Genomic DNA, 16,754 nt, shown 5'->3' with positions numbered 1-16,754 from the left:
CATGAAAAAACCTTTGATAGGAGAGATATTAAGAGAAAAGTTTGGAGTTTCTTCTCAAGATATAGCAAAAGCCCTTGATATACAGAAAAAAAACGGCGGGTATATAGGCCAAATCCTAATACAGCTTGGAAGCATCACAGAATCTCAGCTTTTAGATGCCCTAAGCGAACAACTTTCTATACCTATAAAATATCAAATAGATGAACTAAGATTTCAAGAGATAATAAATGAGCTTTCTACAAAGATAAACTTAGATTTTTTTTATAAAAACGGGTTTTTACCTTTTGACAAAGAAGATCATTCACTTCTTACCCTTACCACAGACCCCCTTAAAATACATATAATAAGCAAGCTAGAGCAAGATACTAAACTTAAGATAAAGCTTTTTTTAACCTACGAAAGGTATATAAAATCTTTGTATAGAAAGTATATAGACACAAACACTGAGGAGTTTGTATCCTTAGAAGAAGAGGACCCAGAAAGGCTAAAAGACATGGCTTTAGAAGTGCCAGTGATAAAATATCTAAACGATATCATCACAAGGGCGGTGGAGCTAAATGCATCTGATATACATATAGAACCCCAAGAAAAGCGCTTCATAGTAAGGTTTAGAATAGATGGTGTTTTGCACGAGATGGACGAAATAGATGAAAACTTTTATTTGGCACTTACTTCTCGTATTAAGCTTTTATCGGGACTTGATATCGCAGAAAAAAGACTACCCCAAGATGGAAAGTTTAGCGTTAGAATAGGCTCATCTCCCATAGACATAAGAACTTCCACCATACCAACCGTAAAAGGTGAGGATGTGGTGATAAGACTCCTTTATAGGGGAAAACTCACCTTTGAACTGGATAAGCTTGGCATAAAAAAAGACCATTACGATATACTAGTAGATCTCATAAAAAGGCCTTATGGTATGATTTTAGTAACAGGACCCACCGGAAGCGGTAAAACCACCACTCTTTACTCGGTGCTTTCTATGTTAAACTCCCAAGAAGACAAGATCATAACCATAGAAGACCCGGTGGAATATCAGATAGAGGGCTTAAATCAAATTCAAATAAAACCAGATATAGGGCTTACCTTCGCATCGGCTCTTAGGTCTATACTAAGACATGACCCAGATATCATCATGGTGGGTGAGATAAGAGACAAAGAAACCGCAGAGATATCGATTCAATCCGCACTAACGGGGCACTTGGTGTTTTCCACCCTTCACACCAATGATGCACCCAGCAGTCTTTTTAGGCTTTTGGAAATGGGTATAGAAGATTATCTTATAAACGCCTCTATACTTGGTATAGTAGCCCAGCGTATTGTAAGGACAAACTGCCCTTATTGCTCAGAGCCTGTAAACTTAGAAGATAATATCGTAAGAAAGTTTAAATTGGACCAGCTATCAGAAAAGTTTGATCATCTTTTGGAAAAAAAAGAGTTTAGAAAAGGAAGGGGCTGTGATAAGTGTGCAAATACAGGATACAGAGGACGTATTGCCATATACGAGCTTTTTGAATACTCAGAAGACCTAAAGGAGGCTTTTGTAAGCCACAAATCTATAGATAACATAAGAGCTATTTTATTTCAAAAGCCTTATTACAGAACCTTGAGAGAGGATGGGTTTTTAAAAGTCATAGAGGGTATAACCACTATAGAAGAAGTTTTGAGAATTGCCTGATGATGGACTTTGAGTATATAACCCTTGACAAAACTGGCAAAGAGATAAGAGGGGTGTTAAGTGCGGAGTCTTTGAAAGAGGCGAAGTTAAAGCTAAAAGAATCTGGGCTTATCATAGTAAAAGTTGAGCCAAAAAAGGAAAATCTTTTTAGCCAAAGTCAAAGGATAAAAGACGATGATCTTTACACCATATCCAAAGAGATGTCGGTTTTGTTAAACTCAGGTATAGTCCTCGACAGGGCTTTGAAAATGGTGATAGATTCCTTAGAACAAGAAAAACTAAAGATATTTTTAGAAAACATACTAAAAGATATCAAAAGCGGAAAATCTCTTTCTAGTGCTTTTGAAGAAAAAAAGATGTTTGACCCTCTTGTGATAACGATGCTGAAAGTGGGGGAAACCACTGGAAACCTAAAAGATGCCTTTGACAACATAGCCCAGTATACGGATTTTAGGATAAAGTTTAGAAACGAGATTAGAAATGCCATGGCTTATCCGATGTTTTTGATATTTGCATCACTCGCAACCCTTGTGGCGATTTTTAAGCTTATAATACCTAGGTTCTTTAGCATATTTGGTTCAAACCCAAAGCATCTTCCCCTTATATCGAGGTTTTTATACGATTTTAGTAAAAGCTTAAATACAAAAACAGAAATAGCATTTACGTTTATCATAATATGGCTTTATGTTATATCAAGGTATTTTAAACTAAACCTATATCAAAAACTAACAAACTATTTTGTATATGTACCTATACTTGGCAATCTCATAATCCAAATTGAGCTTTCAAAGTTTTGCTATGCAATGTACGCTATGCTTAAAAACGGCGTTGAGTTTATAAAAGCCTTAGATCTTGCCACAAATGTAATTAGAAACGATTTTATAAAAGAGGACTTCAAAAAAACCTCCCCCAAGATAAAAGAGGGTAAATCGATAAGTGAGGCTTTTGACGAGCTTTCTTTTGTGCCGCCTATTTTTAAGGGTATGATAAAAGTAGGGGATGAAAGCGGTAACATGAAGGATATGTTTTATGAGCTTTACTCATTGTTTGATGAAAAGCTAAAAAATACCATAAAAAAAGTTTTATCGCTAGTAGAACCTATTATAATAACCGTTATGGGGCTCGTGGTGGGGACTATAGTGGTATCTTTAATGCTTACTGTTATGAGTGTAAGCAACATAAAACTATGAAAAAAGGCTTTACGCTTATAGAGATGCTTATAGTGGTGGCTATAATAGCCATACTTTTTTCCACTATAGCCCCTATATCCATAAATATGTATAAAAGCTATATGGCATCTCAAAGTGCTGAAAAGATACTTATACTGCTTTCGAAAATAAGAAGACATTCGTTTTTATACTCGGTAGAGTACAACATACACTGCAAAAAAGGACATCTTTTTATAAACGATAAAGAAATAGCACTAAAAGATAAAATAACCTGTAAAACCCAAAAACCTATTATCTTTTACAACAACGGCACATCCTCAGGCGGGGACATGAAGATAAAAATATCAAACTTTACTTACACTATAAAGGTAAGTTCACCTTTTGGAGCCATAAGCTTAGAAAATGGATAAAGGGTTTATACTATTAGATATCATAATAGCTTCTTTGATACTAACAGCAGCAGTGGCAGCCAGTATGTATTTGTTTAGAATAGGCTTTAAAGAGTTAGAACAAGCAAATACTATAGCCAAGATATCCTCCAAGATACCTCAAGCGGTGAGCTATCTAAAAACCGTAGACTTCAACAAAGAACCCATTGGAGAAGAATCTTTGGGGCAGATAAAACTAAACTGGAAGGCAAAACTCACCAGCAAAACCCGTATAAACACACCAAAAAACCTCATGTTTGGACCTATGGGCATGGCAAGCGCCGGTAACTCTGAACTTCCTTACGAGCTTTACATTTACCATGTGGATTTTTTCCTTTCTTACAAAAACTACAAAAACCCTTATCACATAGATATTTTAAAATACAAATATTTAGGTCCCACTGGCAAAGAGCTTATAAATGTACCGTTTTAAGGCTTTTAAAAGAAAACATGGATATACCCTTATAGAAGTAATCATAGCGGTGGCTATTTTTAGCATGATGGTGATGCTTGGGACTATGGCCTTTACCCAAGGCCTAAGACAGTACAAAAACATACTATCTAAAGGGCTAAACTTTTGGCAAAACGCCAAATACGTATGGCTTACAAAAAATATAGGTTCTATGATAGATTACTATGTACAATCCCCTTACAGCTGGGGACCGTTTTTTGTGGGAAAGTCAAACTATTTTGAGTACGTAAGTGCATCTCCTATAGCAAGCTCGCTGCCGGTGCTATCATTGGTAAAAGTTCATGAGAAAAAAGATAAAAAATACGATATAATCTACTATGAAAAGCCAGTATACACGATGTACTATGAGGATCTTATAAACTTTTACAAAGATGAGGATTACAAAAAAGCCACCCATCTTGAGCTTTTTAAAAACTTAGACAAGGTAAAGCTAAGATATTATGGTTACAACATCCAAACCAGAGAATACAACTGGTATGAAAACTACAACGCCCTGAAGCAGAAAATACTGCCTACCCTTGTAAAAATCACATACCAAAAATACGGCAAAACCCACAAGCTAATTTTTGGTATAAACAACAACTCCTTAGAAAAAAGCATTTACTTTTACATATACATGTATAAGGGAGCTTTGGGTGAGAAGAGATAACGGCTCAGCTACGTTGCTGGTGATGCTTTTGGCAACGGTTATCATCAGCCTTGGTATAGGTTTTGATTGGATAGTAAAAGAGCACATGAAAGCCACCAGGGATCTTGAGTTAAAAACAGAAGGTATGCTAAGATCATACTCCATCATGGATAAGCTTCTTTATATGATATCTGTATCAGAGTTTACACCAAAAGCTATAAACTCCGAAGTGGTACTAAAGCCTTTTAAAAGTTCATTGTTACCTCTTGATGGCACTTATATAAAGTTTAAAGATGTAGAGGTATCTCTCCAAGATGCAAACGGCCTAATAAACATTTTAGCCCCAAATCAAGAAGCCCTTAGAAACCTCCTAAAAGAAAATACAAAAGCAGATCCAGATATAGTGCTAAAAGCTTGGTATGCTTGGATAAACCCAAACTATCACGATGAGGATATACCCTCTGATTTTTACAACAAGTATTTACCAAGGAAGTATTTACCCCAGTACAAAGAGGAGTTTTCTTTGGTCTATGGTATGACAAAAAAAGATTATGATGCTATAAAAGACTATATAACTATTATGCCAAATACCGGTTTTAACCCAAACACGGCCCCGATACCCGTTTTAATGGCAAGGCTAAACATCACAAAACCCCAAGGAGAACTCATAAAAGAATACCTCAAAAACCACACCATCACCTCCGACGATGAGCTCCAAGCCCTTGTAAACAGAAAACTATCTTTACCAAACTACCGGATATATTACTACCCTTCAAATGCCATAAGAATAATAGTCTTAGCCCTTCACCACAAAAAACCCATCTACAAAATACACGCAGATATTCTAAAAAAGGCAAACCTAAGCTTTCCCTACACGGTGCTTTATTGGAAAGAGTATTAGCATTTTGCCTCTTTTGATACCCTTTCTAAATCTTTTTCCATCATAATCTCAACTATTTTATCGAATGTAGTTTTTGGCTCCCAGCCAAGCTTTTGCTTTGCCTTTGTATAATCTCCTATTAGAAGATCTACTTCAGCTGGTCTATAAAACTTTTTAGATACTTCTACTATAGTTTTTCCAGATTTTTTATCTATACCTTTTGTATTTTCAGCTTCTCCAACCCATTCTATATCAAACCCAGCCACTAAAGAGGCTTTTTCTACAAACTCCCTTACAGAGTGAGTAGCACCTGTGGCAAGCACATAATCATCTGGGGTCTCTTGTTGAAGCATCAAATACATCCCGTATACATACTCAGGGGCATATCCCCAATCTCTTTTAGAATCAAGGTTTCCAAGTATAAGTTTATCTTCAAGTCCATACTTTATACGAGAAAGGGTGTATGTGATTTTCCTTGTGACAAACTCAAGGCCTCTAAGTGGGGATTCGTGGTTAAAAAGTATACCAGAGCATGCAAACATGTTGTAGGCTTCTCTGTAGTTTTGAGTGATAAAGTGTGCATAAACTTTTGCCACCGCATAAGGGCTTCTTGGATGAAAGGGTGTGTTCTCATTTTGGGGGATTTCTTTTACTTTTCCAAACATCTCAGAGGTAGAAGCTTGGTAAAACTTGGTATCTTTTTTTATATCTCTTATATTTTCTAAAAGCCTCAAAACCCCAAGGGCATCTATATCTGTGGTAAGGATGGGCTGCTCAAAAGAAATACCTACGAAACTCTGGGCTGCCAAGTTGTAAACCTCATCTGGCATAACATCTTTTATCACATGCCTTATGTTGGTAAGCTCCAAAAGATCCATATAGACAATCTTTACATGTTTTTCTATACCAAGCTCTTTTAAGCGCCAGTTTGAAGAATCACCGCTTCTTCTATCAGCCCCGTAAACCTCGTAGCCGTTTTCAAGCAACAGCTTTGCCAAGTATGCCCCGTCTTGTCCTCTAATACCTGTTATTAGTGCTTTTTTCATGATAGATATTATAGCATATTTGGTATAATGGTTTTTGATCCGATGAAAAAAGCTTTGGTGCATGATTGGTTTGTGGTGTATGGAGGGGCAGAAAGGTGTGTAGAAAGTTTTACAAACATCTGGGATGATTTTGTTATATACGCTCTTGTGGATTTTTTAAATAAAGAAGATAGAGATATTATCTTAAAAGGTAAAAGCTCAAAAACTAGTTTTATACAGCATCTTCCTTTTGCCAAAACAAAGTATAGAAACTATTTACCGCTTTTTCCAATAGCCATAGAGCAGTTTGACCTAAGGGAGTACGATATTGTATTGTCTAGTTCTCATGCAGTGGCAAAAGGGGTACTAACGCATCCGTATCAGCTTCATATAAGCTACGTTTATACACCCATGAGATACGCTTGGGATCTGTACTTTGATTATCTAAAAGAAGCAAACCTTGAAAAGGGTATAAAAGGATTTTTGGCAAGGTATTTTTTGCATAAGATAAGAATGTGGGATAGCCTAACCGCCAACAGAGTAGACCGCTATATTGCCGTATCATACCATGTAGCCAAAAGGATAAAGAAAATATACAACAAAGATGCCACTGTGATATATCCGCCTGTGGATGTGGATAAATTTAGTCTAAGAGAAAAAAAAGAAGATTTTTATCTAAGCGCTTCAAGGATGGTGCCATACAAAAAGATGGATCTTATAGTGGAGGCTTTTAGTAAAATAGGTAAAAAACTTGTGGTGGTAGGAGATGGACCAGATTTTAACAAAGTAAAAGCCAAAGCTTCAAAAAATATAGAGCTTCTTGGCTATCAAAAAGAAAGCGCACTTATAGACCTCATGCAAAGGGCCAAAGCTTTTGTGTTTGCAGCAGAAGAAGATTTTGGCATAGCACCAGTGGAGGCTCAAGCCTGTGGGACACCTGTTATATGCTATGGTTTTGGTGGAGCAAAAGAAACGGTTTTGGATAAAAAAACAGGGATTTATTTTTTAAATCAAAATGTTGATTCTATCGTAGAAGCTATAAACACCTTTGAAAAGCTTCAAGATACCTTTGACCCAAAAACGATAAGACAAAACGCTCTAAGGTTTTCAAGAGATAGATTTGAAAAAGAGATAAAAACCTTTGTAGAAGAGGCTTACGATGATTTTAAAAGCACTAAAAATTAAAATGTTTTTTAATAGCAATAGCTATATCTTTGGCGGTATCTTCCCAGGTGTTTAGTGTGATATTTGGAAAACTGGGTTTGATAGCTCCTGTTTCAAAGCTTTTAATAGCATCTATAAGAGAATCTACGCTGTAAGGGTCAAAGTATATGGGATAATCTCCAGCCACTTCTTTGAATACCTCAATATCGCTTGCTAAAATGGGTTTATGTTTTGCCATAGCCTCCACAATAGGAAGCCCAAAACCTTCTCTAATGGATGCCATGATAAGGGCTTTGGCGTTTTGGTATAAAAACTCCAGCTCTTCATCTGGGGGGCTTTCTATAAAAAACAGCTTCTTGTCTTTGAAAGGAGAGCCCATTATAAAATCAAGCACGCTCTGATATTTCCAGCCAAACCTCCCAGCTATTACAAGGTTTGGAAAATCTTGGTTTTCTTTCCATATCTTATGAAAAGCCTCTAAGACAAAAAGATGATTTTTTCTTGGTTCAACAGTACCCACCATAAGATAAAAATCTTTTACATCAAACCCGTTTGGTTTTTTGATGTTTTGAGATATCTTTATATCTGTGCCAAGCCTTATGGGATAGATAGGCTTATCTATATTTTTTGATCTTAGGAAATCTTTTATAATCTTTGCCTCACTTTTTGATACAGTAAGGATTAGCTTTGATATTTTCATCATATCTATAACTTTTGTATTAAAAGCTTTTACAATATGCTCTGGTTGGATATCTGGATGTGTAATGGGTATGATATCATGAATTAGTAAAACAAGATTTAGCTTTGAAGCAAACTCAAAAAACTCATCTTCATAGCACTCACTCCAAAAAGCATCACCTACAAATAATATATCATCATCAGAAACAGTTATACTTTCATCAGAAAGCTTACTTTTAATTATATCTGGTTTATACTTTGAAAGACGCTTGTAAGATCTTGCAGCTATAGAATATAAATATGGGTATCTAACAAGATGTTGTCTTATCTTAAGTACTATATCTCTTTTCCTATGGATAGCCTCTTTTTGTACTGGTTTACCTACAAAGATAGTAGGTATCACTTCTTTTTGAGTGATATCTTTTATTATATCTTTATTTTTTATTATATTCCTTACAACCCTCTGTATGCCAGTGTTTAATCCAGTAATATATGTATCTGTAAAATCTATAAGTATTTTGGCCATTTGTATTAGTATTATAGCCCAATAATTTATTAAGTGGGTAGTTTTTGTGCTGTGATAAAATTAGATTGTATGCTAAATAGAATTAAAACTTACTTAAGAAGCTTGGCCAGAAGAGGAGATATTGATTCTGTAAAAGAAACCATAAGACATTTAGATGAAGCAAGAGAAAGAGATGTAAAGCTTTTAAACGAGACTATTAGGGATTTATACAGCATAAGAGGAGATATCGGATCTTTAAGAGATGCCGTATGGCATTTATACAATGTAAGGAAGAAAGATGCCTATATCTTAAAAAATGCCATAGGGCATTTGTGTGTTCAAGATTTAAGAAGAAGAAAAGATCTTATACAAAACATAAACGATGCTGAGTTTTGCATATACTCTCAATTTGGAGAAGATGGATAATCTGCTATTTGGTTGAATCAATTCCTATTGAAAATAAGTATTTTGTTGAGTTTGGAGTAGAAAATTACGAAGAGGCCAACACAAGATTTCTTCTAATCTACTATAATTGGAGTGGGCTAGTGATGGATGTTGTGGAACGTTATATAGAAGATATAAAATCCTCAGAAGTTTATTGGAGATATGACCTAAAAGCAATAAACGTTTTTATTACAAAAAACAACATTAACGAACTATTGAAAAACAATGTACCTTACGAAGATATAGGGCTTTTAAGCATAGACATAGATGGTATGGATTATTGGGTGTGGGAAAGCATAGAAGTTGTAAAACCAAGGATAGTTATATGTGAATACAATGCTCTATTTGGCTATAAAAAAGCAATAACAATTCCTTATAGCGATGACTTTGAAAGGTTTAGAGCAAACCCTTCTGGATGGTATTTTGGAGCTTCGCTAAAAGCATTGGTAAATTTAGCAAAAAGAAAAGGTTATATATTTGTAGGGTGTGATAGTAACGGGGTTAATGCTTTTTTTGTAAGAGAAGACGTTAAAGGAAATCTAAGAGAAGTAAGTATAGAAGAAGGATATAAACCTGGTAAGTTTAAGCAGATCAAAACTTCTGCAGCAGAAGCAGTAGAAATGCTCAAAGACATGGAAGTATATGACGTAGAAGAAAATAAAACATATAAGATATCTCAGATTTTAGATTACTTATAATTTTGTTCATCCTTATTCTTTTTAGGTTCTGGATCTCTAAATATCATAAGAAGCTCTCCTGTGCCTTGTGAAGAGTTTGGATTGTAAAGCTTGGGGTATGGGAAAAATATCTGTAAAGCTTGGGATTTATAGCTATCTATAATTGGCTTTACCTTATCAATGCTTCCAACTACTCCTACCCCAAAACACTTACCTTTTCCATCTGGGCAGCCCCACCATCCTATCCATCCACCGTTTTTAGTCCAATTGATAGCAGAGCCAGTTTCATAGCCAAAAGATTTAGGAAGATAGCCATTTTCTTCTAAGTATTGAGGCAAGAGCTTTGATGGATTACCACCATCTGATAGGAATTTTTGGGAAGAGGAGAGAAGGGTAGAGAATGTATCGCTAAAATATTTAGAGCATTCATTTTTGGCTTCTTTTAGTTTTGAGTCAAGATAACTTAAATCAATTTGATAAATTATAACTTTGCCAACTTCAATAGGTTTTAGACCAGATGTATCCAACAATTTTTGAAGATTTTGATTTTTGTAATCTTCTGGCACAAGTATAGCACCCACTTTGGACTTTGATAAATACGATAAAAATGAATATTCTGAGCAAGGATTTATATCGCTTTTCATATCACCCCATATAAAATGATCCAAAAACCAATGAACATCTTTATCTTCTTGCAATTCTTTAGGAGTTGGACCAGCTATTACTTGAGAAAGGTTAAAGTAAAAATCCGTTTTCATTTGCCACAAAGGTCCTTGAACACCATAGGCACCATAAGTTGGAAATACAATTATATTTTCGCCTTGTTTTATATATTTTTTATATATTCCTGATGATATGAAACTTGGATATATAATCTGTGATCCACGATACATATTTAGATTTGGTATTAGAAATAGGATAGCCAAAAAGGATATAGAATATTTGATATTTTTGTTAATATTTGATTTTTCAAACCATATAGCACTTATAATAGCTGCAACTATATCAATATAAAGAGTAAATCTCGTGGGTAATGCGTTTTTTATAAGTGGCATTTTTGTAAATATATACCATGGCATAACCAACAATAAACGATGTCCCAAAGATTTTAAATATGGTCCAAAGCTGGCTATAACCAAGACTATAAAAAGAGACGACAAAAATATATAAAATCTATTTTTACTACGCCTTGATGCAAATATAAAAGAAACGATGATAAATATTAAAGGAAGCCCTAAATACGCTCCTTCTTCAGAGTAGTTTCCAATAAATTTTTTGCTTATCGGTTCAAACAATTTTCCAAATAACAATGTAATTGGTGTTGGTATGAAAAAGTTCAACGGGTCTGCTTCATAAGCAGATGGAGCGTTTAAAGGCTCTTTAACATATCTATAAAATATATAGTACAAATATGGCAACAACAGTAAAGCGCTTAATAAAACTGCTAAAGAAGATTCTAAAGCAGTCTTCAGTATAAGTTTTTTATACTTCTCATCTTTACGGAATATATAAAACATTATAAATAAAGCTATATAAGAAAATGTAATAAAAGTAGTATATACCTCAGCTGATATTCCAAACTGAAGAGCAAGAAGTATCCCAGAGATTAATATATATTTCTTAGAGCCGATTTCATTTTTAAATCTCAAAATAAACAAATAAATTAAAAATGGGATAACAAATACTACGTATAAGGTTAGATGTCCCAAAAGCTGACCCCACACATAACTTGAAAAGAAAAAGATAAGGCCGCCAAATATAGAAGAAGATTGACTTAAATTTATACTTTTGCATATCAGATATATCCCAAAAGGTGCCAGAGCAAGCGATAAAATAGTTGCTAAATTATATGAAAGAACAGGTCCAAAGCTAAGCGTTATGGGTGAGAACAATAGCGCTATAGAAGGTACCGAAGTAGTCCAAGCAAGATCTTGACCAAAAGGAGCCCAAAATGCTTTTGTAAGAAAAGGATTCAGGCCATGAGATATAGCATAAGGCCACCATTTTATGGACCATAGATAAAAAGCGGGATCGCCAGATATATTTAATCTTGATGTAAACTCAAAATCCATCGGTATTCCCCAAAACACTACTGCCAAAGCAAGATAAAAAAAGAAAGCAAAATACTTTGTATTTAAAAACTTTTTAAGCATATCTTTCATCTTTTGAACCTCTGAACGCAAAATATTTCAAAAACACAAAACCACTAAGCGTATATACTGCACCGCTTATAATTTGAGATATATAAGGATTTATCTTAAGTATATGAATACACAAAACAAGCGTTAAAAAGTTTAATGTATAAGATGCTAAAAGCGATAAAACAAACTTAGGAAACTCTTTTTTTGGATGAGCCTTGCTTTGGAATGTATAAATTTTGTTTAATACATAAGATACGCTTATACCCACAGCATAACCTACTATATTGCTTATTTCTGGAGATACACCCAAAAACATAAGAAAAAATATGATGCCATAACCTACGATTGTATTTATGGTACCAACTAAAAGATATTTTAATATTTGCATACTATTTGTCTTTATTGTCTTTATCCCATATTTTTTTAACGATGTAAAGGGGTCTTTGTTTTACCTCTTCGTATATTCTTCCAACGTATTCTCCTATTATACCTATGGTTATGAGCTGAACACCGCCAAGAAACAATATAGCAACCATTATCGATGGATAGCCCTTCACAGGATTGCCGTATATAAGTTTTTGGATAATTATCCACATAGCGTATAAAAAAGCTACAAAAGATACAAATAAACCTAAAAGTGATGCCAGTCTTAAAGGTGCTATAGAAAAAGAAGTTATACCCTCTATTGCTAAGTTTATCAGCTTAAAATAATTCCATTTTGTTTTGCCAGCATGTCTTGGAGCAGTCTCGTAATAAACCGATGCAGTTTTAAAACCTACCCAAGCAAATATACCTTTCATAAATCTTTTTCTCTCTCTTATTTGCTTGACAGCGTTTAAAGCATCTTTGGATATTAACCTAAAATCCCCCACATTTCGTGGTATTTCAACGCTTGAGACATTATTTATTATTTTATAAAAAGTCTCAGACATAAATCTTTTGAAAAAATTTTCTCCTCCACGCTTTCTTTTCACAGCGTTTACCACATCATAGCCTTCTTCAAATTTAGCAAGAAGCTCTGGTATCACTTCTGGAGGATGCTGCAGATCAGCATCAAAAGGTATGACAGCATCGGCATCTACGTAATCTAAACCTGCACTTAAGGCTATTTCTTTGCCAAAATTTCTAGAAAGAGATATAACTTTTACTTTTTTATCTTTTTCATAAAGCTCTAAAAGTTTACTAAGCGTATTGTCTTTTGAACCATCATCTACAAAGATAAGCTCATAATCGTAATTTGTAGAGTCTAACACCTCTTTCAGTCTCTTGTAAGCTATTTCTACATTATCCTCTTCGTTGTAAGCAGGGATCACAATGGCAATCTTTTTCCTATTCTCCACCCAGCAGTACCTCTAATAGTCTTTTCACATTCTCTTTCCATGTTATATATTTTATACCATCTGGTTTTGGATGCTTATTTTCTTTGTATAGATTTAGCCAGTTTTCGATGGTGTTTGCCAAAGTTTGCGGGCTTTTATCGTTTGGAAAATAATAAGCACTATCACCAGCTATTTCTCTAAAAATTGGTATATCACGGGCTATGATGGGTAGTTTGTGTCTTGCAGCTTCAATAATGGGAAGTCCAAAACCCTCTCCTTCGGATGCCATGATAAAGCATGTAGAAGAAGCGTATATTTTCTCAAGGTATTCATCTGAGATACCAGATAGCCAAAAAAGTCTTTTGTTTAGCTCTTTGTGGGTCCTAATCAAATCTATCACATGCTCAACCATCCAGCCTTCTTTTCCTACTATTACAAGGTTTATATCTAATCCTTTTTGCCATAGTATCTCAAAAGCTTTTATGGTTTGTAGATGTCCTTTTCTTGGTTCTATAGTGCCCACCATCAGAAAGCTTGGTTTTGATGTTAAAAGCCCTAAAACCCTTTCATGATCTTGGGGCAATCCTTTTGTAGGCACTGAGTTTTCAATATCTGCTCCATTGTGGATATAGGTTATATTAAGATCGCTTTTATTTAAAAAGTTAGATACAGAATCTGCAACAGTTTTAGAAACGCATACAATATGATCTGATATGTCAGCCAAGCTTCTCACCCATTCGGCTTGTTTTATGTCATGCCCTTCTGGAAAATATTGGGGAAATTGTATCGGTAATATATCGTGGATTAAAGATACTATTCTTACACCTTTTGTTTTCAGGCTTTTAAAAAAACCAGATGTATAGGCTTTTAAAAAATCTTCCGGATACCAATCTGGAATATATAGTATATCTTTTGAGTCTATGTCCACTGGTATTTCTGGTTCAAGGTAATCCCTCAGACCAGTATCAAAAGCATAATAGCTTGCATATTTGTAGCACCAACTACCGTCTACATTATCTAGATATACGAGTGTTAGCTCAAAATCTTCTGGCAGCAGCTTGCTTAGATAAAAAAGCTGCGATCTTATCACCCTCTGAATTCCTGTTTTTTTATCCTCTTGAGAAATGGCTGTTACATCCACTAAAAGCCGTCTTTTATTTTCAATAACTTCATCGCTTGATATCTTTTTTTCTATTATGTAGCGAAAAAGCTCAGCTTGTTTTGACCAATCAAGATATTTTTTAGCATATATATATCCTTGGGTACCCAAATAGCTTCTTCTTGCACTATCATTTATTAAAAACTTTATTTCTTTGGCAAAATCATGAAGATCGCATATGATAGCATGAGTATTGTTTTTTATGTTATAACCTCTTGCTCCAAAAGGCGTTGTAACAGCGGCTATGCCTTTAGAAAAATATTCTGCCAATTTTAGGTTAGAACCACCACCAGAAATAATTGGATTTATGGCTATATCGGCTAACTCAAGAACAATGTCTTTTTTGATATCATCTAAAACTCCAAACAAAATAATATTGTTGCTGGTAATAGGTATACTGTTACAAACACTACCAATTATACCAAAAACAGCTTCTGGCAGTTCTTTTGATAGGGTTTGATTAATAAATTGAAAGGCCTCTACGTTTGGATAATGAGCGCTTCCTATAAATACTATAAAAGGCCTACCATTTAAGATCCGTTTTATATGTGAAATATCGTTTTTAGTGTTTATATCACCCACATCTGCACCATTTGGAACAATGTCTATTTTATCTTTCTTTGCACCTAAAGCTATTAGCTTTTCTATATCGTTTCCCGATGTAACCGTTATCCTATTGCTAAGCTCTATAGCTTCTGTTTCGCATTTTTTCACAGCTTCTATAAGTTCGTTATAATGAGGATGGCCTTTTAGTAAATCTTGCTTTAAAAAGAATTCTGCATTGAAGCTTTCATATATTATTGGTTTGTTGGAAACGTTTTTGTTTTCTAATAAACCAACCATGTAAGGGTGAGTTAGTATCATGATATCCGCCCATTTTGACAATGCACTAAAAACTTTCGATAGTAGCTTATTTTTTGGAGCTTCCATGAAGTTTACGATATCGTTAGCAGATATATACCATTTAAAAAGATTTTCCTTTTCTTTGTGTTCTTCAGTTTTTGGAATTTGTATCTCGTAAAAATCATCTTTTATACTAACTATATTTATCTCGTCAGATTTTGAAAAACAAAGAAGCCTTATATTGTAATATTTGCTTAAATGACTGTAAATTCTATTTATTCTGACTTCCCCACCACCTTGTGGATTTGAAGCAGAGAAATCATTTAAAACCAAAATGTTTCTTTTTTTATAAGCTTTTTCCTCAGAAATTTTTTCTATTTCTATAGATGCTTTTTTGGCTATGGCATCCCAGGAAAAATTTTCTATTACATACGATTTACTCTCATCTGCCACTTTCTTGGCAAAGTCTAAATTGTTCAATACATCCAATATTCTTTCTTTAAACTCCTCTTTATCGGCTATAAAAACATGTTTGTTATTTATAAGGTCTAATCCTCTTGCTCCAAGAGGTGTTGTGATAGTTGGAATGCCAGAAACAAGATATTCAAGCATCTTAAGGTTTGTGCCACCGCCACTAAACATGGGGTTTATGGCTATATCTACAGTAGAAAGTAGCTTTAATTTTTCCTCATGAGTAATCTTACCGAGAATAGCCACATTTTTGGCTTTTGATTTTTGATTTACCACACAATTCCCAGCTATAACAAAATTTACATTTGGCAAAGATGGTGCAAGATAATTTATTATAAAATCTGCTGCTTCGATGTTTGGTTGATGAAAGCTACCAAAGAAGAGCACCGTTTTTTTGTTTGAAGGATTCCTTGGAAGATAATCACCTGGATTTATTCCGTTTGGAACTATACTAAAATGCTTATCAAAAGCATTAAATTGATCTTTAAACTTATTTATATCTTCTTTGCTCACCGCAAATACAGCATCGCTTCCTAATACCAATCTTTTTTCCAACTCGTAAATATACTTTTTATACTTATTTGAAGATTCACCCTTCCATACGCTTGATACCAAATCAGATTCCACGTTGTAGCTATTGTATATGCGTGGTCTTTTATCAAAACCAAACAATATATCGTAGTCTAGCATATAAGGAGACTCATGGATTATAATATCTGCGTTTTCTTGTATATCCAAATAAATCTCATGGTATTTGTTGTGATATTTTGAGGATAAAGCACAGACTAGCGCTGAAAACTCGTCTGCAATATTTTCTTTTGATATGTCAGCGTGCAGTTTATCATGAATATCTTCCTTTGGAACTCTTATTTCTCTAAATGTGTCGGAATGGATTATAGTTTCTTGCGGATGGTGAGAATATGTAGGTGAGATAAGGGTAATGTTGAAATATTTGCTTAGTTTAAGATAAAGGTTGTAGTATCTTAACTCACCACCGCTTGAAGGTGGCACAAAAGCAGGGAAAAAGTTTATGACAAGTATATTTTTCATAATAGCTTGTTGCGTCTTTTCAC

Annotated in this window: 15 protein-coding genes; 9 read left to right on the top strand and 6 right to left on the bottom strand. The window is 34.5% G+C overall.

Annotation, left to right across the window (positions count from 1 at the left end):
- Window position 1: 1 nt before the first annotated feature.
- The 6 genes from HYD3684_RS07855 to HYD3684_RS07830 are packed head-to-tail and all read left to right on the top strand — an operon-like array spanning window position 2 to window position 5,276.
- Window positions 2–1,678: a GspE/PulE family protein gene (locus tag HYD3684_RS07855; protein WP_015420123.1), complete on the top strand. Its 1,677-nt coding sequence runs from the start codon at window positions 2–4 to the stop codon at window positions 1,676–1,678.
- Window positions 1,678–2,868 carry a type II secretion system F family protein gene (locus tag HYD3684_RS07850; RefSeq protein WP_015420122.1) on the top strand — a complete coding sequence of 397 codons (1,191 nt, stop codon included), beginning with the start codon at window positions 1,678–1,680 and terminating at the stop codon, window positions 2,866–2,868. The genes HYD3684_RS07855 and HYD3684_RS07850 overlap by 1 nt, the downstream gene beginning before the upstream one ends.
- Entirely contained in the window at window positions 2,865–3,257 is a 393-nt protein-coding gene (locus HYD3684_RS07845; RefSeq protein ID WP_015420121.1) for a prepilin-type N-terminal cleavage/methylation domain-containing protein, read from the top strand. Before HYD3684_RS07850 ends, HYD3684_RS07845 begins: the two co-directional genes overlap by 4 nt.
- Entirely contained in the window at window positions 3,250–3,708 is a 459-nt protein-coding gene (locus HYD3684_RS07840) for a hypothetical protein (RefSeq protein ID WP_015420120.1), read from the top strand. Before HYD3684_RS07845 ends, HYD3684_RS07840 begins: the two co-directional genes overlap by 8 nt.
- Window positions 3,695–4,396: a prepilin-type N-terminal cleavage/methylation domain-containing protein gene (locus HYD3684_RS07835; RefSeq protein WP_015420119.1), complete on the top strand. Its 702-nt coding sequence runs from the start codon at window positions 3,695–3,697 to the stop codon at window positions 4,394–4,396. Before HYD3684_RS07840 ends, HYD3684_RS07835 begins: the two co-directional genes overlap by 14 nt.
- Complete coding sequence (locus tag HYD3684_RS07830; protein WP_015420118.1) at window positions 4,383–5,276, top strand: type II secretion system protein GspK; 894 nt, start codon at window positions 4,383–4,385, stop codon at window positions 5,274–5,276. The genes HYD3684_RS07835 and HYD3684_RS07830 overlap by 14 nt, the downstream gene beginning before the upstream one ends.
- On the opposite strand, the gene gmd is transcribed toward HYD3684_RS07830, so the two are convergent.
- Window positions 5,273–6,301, bottom strand: coding sequence for a GDP-mannose 4,6-dehydratase (gene gmd, locus HYD3684_RS07825; protein WP_015420117.1), 1,029 nt, complete (start codon window positions 6,299–6,301; stop codon window positions 5,273–5,275). The two genes, HYD3684_RS07830 and gmd, sit on opposite strands and share 4 nt — an antisense overlap.
- 42 nt (window positions 6,302–6,343) lie before the next feature.
- Between gmd and HYD3684_RS07820 the strand changes: the two genes are divergently transcribed.
- Window positions 6,344–7,465 (top strand): glycosyltransferase family 4 protein, encoded by a 1,122-nt coding sequence (locus HYD3684_RS07820; RefSeq protein WP_041112968.1) that lies wholly within the window; start codon window positions 6,344–6,346, stop codon window positions 7,463–7,465.
- Here HYD3684_RS07820 and HYD3684_RS07815 read toward each other — a convergent pair.
- On the bottom strand, window positions 7,455–8,648 hold the full coding sequence (locus tag HYD3684_RS07815; RefSeq protein ID WP_015420115.1) for a glycosyltransferase family 1 protein: 1,194 nt from the start codon (window positions 8,646–8,648) through the stop codon (window positions 7,455–7,457). The two genes, HYD3684_RS07820 and HYD3684_RS07815, sit on opposite strands and share 11 nt — an antisense overlap.
- Window positions 8,649–8,717: 69 nt before the next feature.
- Between HYD3684_RS07815 and HYD3684_RS08220 the strand changes: the two genes are divergently transcribed.
- On the top strand, window positions 8,718–9,053 hold the full coding sequence (locus HYD3684_RS08220; RefSeq protein WP_051048525.1) for a hypothetical protein: 336 nt from the start codon (window positions 8,718–8,720) through the stop codon (window positions 9,051–9,053).
- Between the two features lie 8 nt (window positions 9,054–9,061).
- On the top strand, window positions 9,062–9,769 hold the full coding sequence (locus tag HYD3684_RS07810; RefSeq protein WP_051048524.1) for a hypothetical protein: 708 nt from the start codon (window positions 9,062–9,064) through the stop codon (window positions 9,767–9,769).
- Here HYD3684_RS07810 and HYD3684_RS07805 read toward each other — a convergent pair.
- The 4 genes from HYD3684_RS07805 to HYD3684_RS07790 are packed head-to-tail and all read right to left on the bottom strand — an operon-like array spanning window position 9,760 to window position 16,731.
- Entirely contained in the window at window positions 9,760–11,910 is a 2,151-nt protein-coding gene (locus HYD3684_RS07805) for a hypothetical protein (protein WP_015420114.1), read from the bottom strand. The genes HYD3684_RS07810 and HYD3684_RS07805 overlap by 10 nt on opposite strands.
- Window positions 11,894–12,277, bottom strand: coding sequence for a GtrA family protein (locus HYD3684_RS07800; protein ID WP_015420113.1), 384 nt, complete (start codon window positions 12,275–12,277; stop codon window positions 11,894–11,896). Before HYD3684_RS07800 ends, HYD3684_RS07805 begins: the two co-directional genes overlap by 17 nt.
- 1 nt (window position 12,278) lies before the next feature.
- Complete coding sequence (locus HYD3684_RS07795; RefSeq protein ID WP_015420112.1) at window positions 12,279–13,229, bottom strand: glycosyltransferase family 2 protein; 951 nt, start codon at window positions 13,227–13,229, stop codon at window positions 12,279–12,281.
- Window positions 13,219–16,731: a glycosyltransferase gene (locus tag HYD3684_RS07790; RefSeq protein ID WP_015420111.1), complete on the bottom strand. Its 3,513-nt coding sequence runs from the start codon at window positions 16,729–16,731 to the stop codon at window positions 13,219–13,221. The genes HYD3684_RS07795 and HYD3684_RS07790 overlap by 11 nt, the downstream gene beginning before the upstream one ends.
- Between the last annotated feature and the right edge of the window lie 23 nt (window positions 16,732–16,754).

The organism is Hydrogenobaculum sp. 3684, from assembly GCF_000213785.1.
Classification (GTDB): Bacteria; Aquificota; Aquificia; order Aquificales; family Aquificaceae; genus Hydrogenobaculum.
The sequence above is the reverse complement of the archived record's forward strand: the minus strand, read 5'-3'. Positions and strand labels throughout refer to the sequence as shown.

Bases quoted from the DNA above. Each gene is read 5' to 3' on its own strand.
- HYD3684_RS08220 (WP_051048525.1), top strand. From the start codon at position 8,718: ATGCTAAATAGAATTAAAACTTACTTAAGAAGCTTGGCCAGAAGAGGA.
- HYD3684_RS07790 (WP_015420111.1), bottom strand. From the start codon at position 16,731: ATGAAAAATATACTTGTCATAAACTTTTTCCCTGCTTTTGTGCCACCT.
- HYD3684_RS07855 (WP_015420123.1), top strand. From the start codon at position 2: ATGAAAAAACCTTTGATAGGAGAGATATTAAGAGAAAAGTTTGGAGTT.
- HYD3684_RS07815 (WP_015420115.1), bottom strand. From the start codon at position 8,648: ATGGCCAAAATACTTATAGATTTTACAGATACATATATTACTGGATTA.
- HYD3684_RS07850 (WP_015420122.1), top strand. From the start codon at position 1,678: ATGATGGACTTTGAGTATATAACCCTTGACAAAACTGGCAAAGAGATA.
- HYD3684_RS07840 (WP_015420120.1), top strand. From the start codon at position 3,250: ATGGATAAAGGGTTTATACTATTAGATATCATAATAGCTTCTTTGATA.
- HYD3684_RS07800 (WP_015420113.1), bottom strand. From the start codon at position 12,277: ATGCAAATATTAAAATATCTTTTAGTTGGTACCATAAATACAATCGTA.
- HYD3684_RS07845 (WP_015420121.1), top strand. From the start codon at position 2,865: ATGAAAAAAGGCTTTACGCTTATAGAGATGCTTATAGTGGTGGCTATA.
- gmd (WP_015420117.1), bottom strand. From the start codon at position 6,301: ATGAAAAAAGCACTAATAACAGGTATTAGAGGACAAGACGGGGCATAC.
- HYD3684_RS07820 (WP_041112968.1), top strand. From the start codon at position 6,344: ATGAAAAAAGCTTTGGTGCATGATTGGTTTGTGGTGTATGGAGGGGCA.
- HYD3684_RS07805 (WP_015420114.1), bottom strand. From the start codon at position 11,910: ATGAAAGATATGCTTAAAAAGTTTTTAAATACAAAGTATTTTGCTTTC.
- HYD3684_RS07835 (WP_015420119.1), top strand. From the start codon at position 3,695: ATGTACCGTTTTAAGGCTTTTAAAAGAAAACATGGATATACCCTTATA.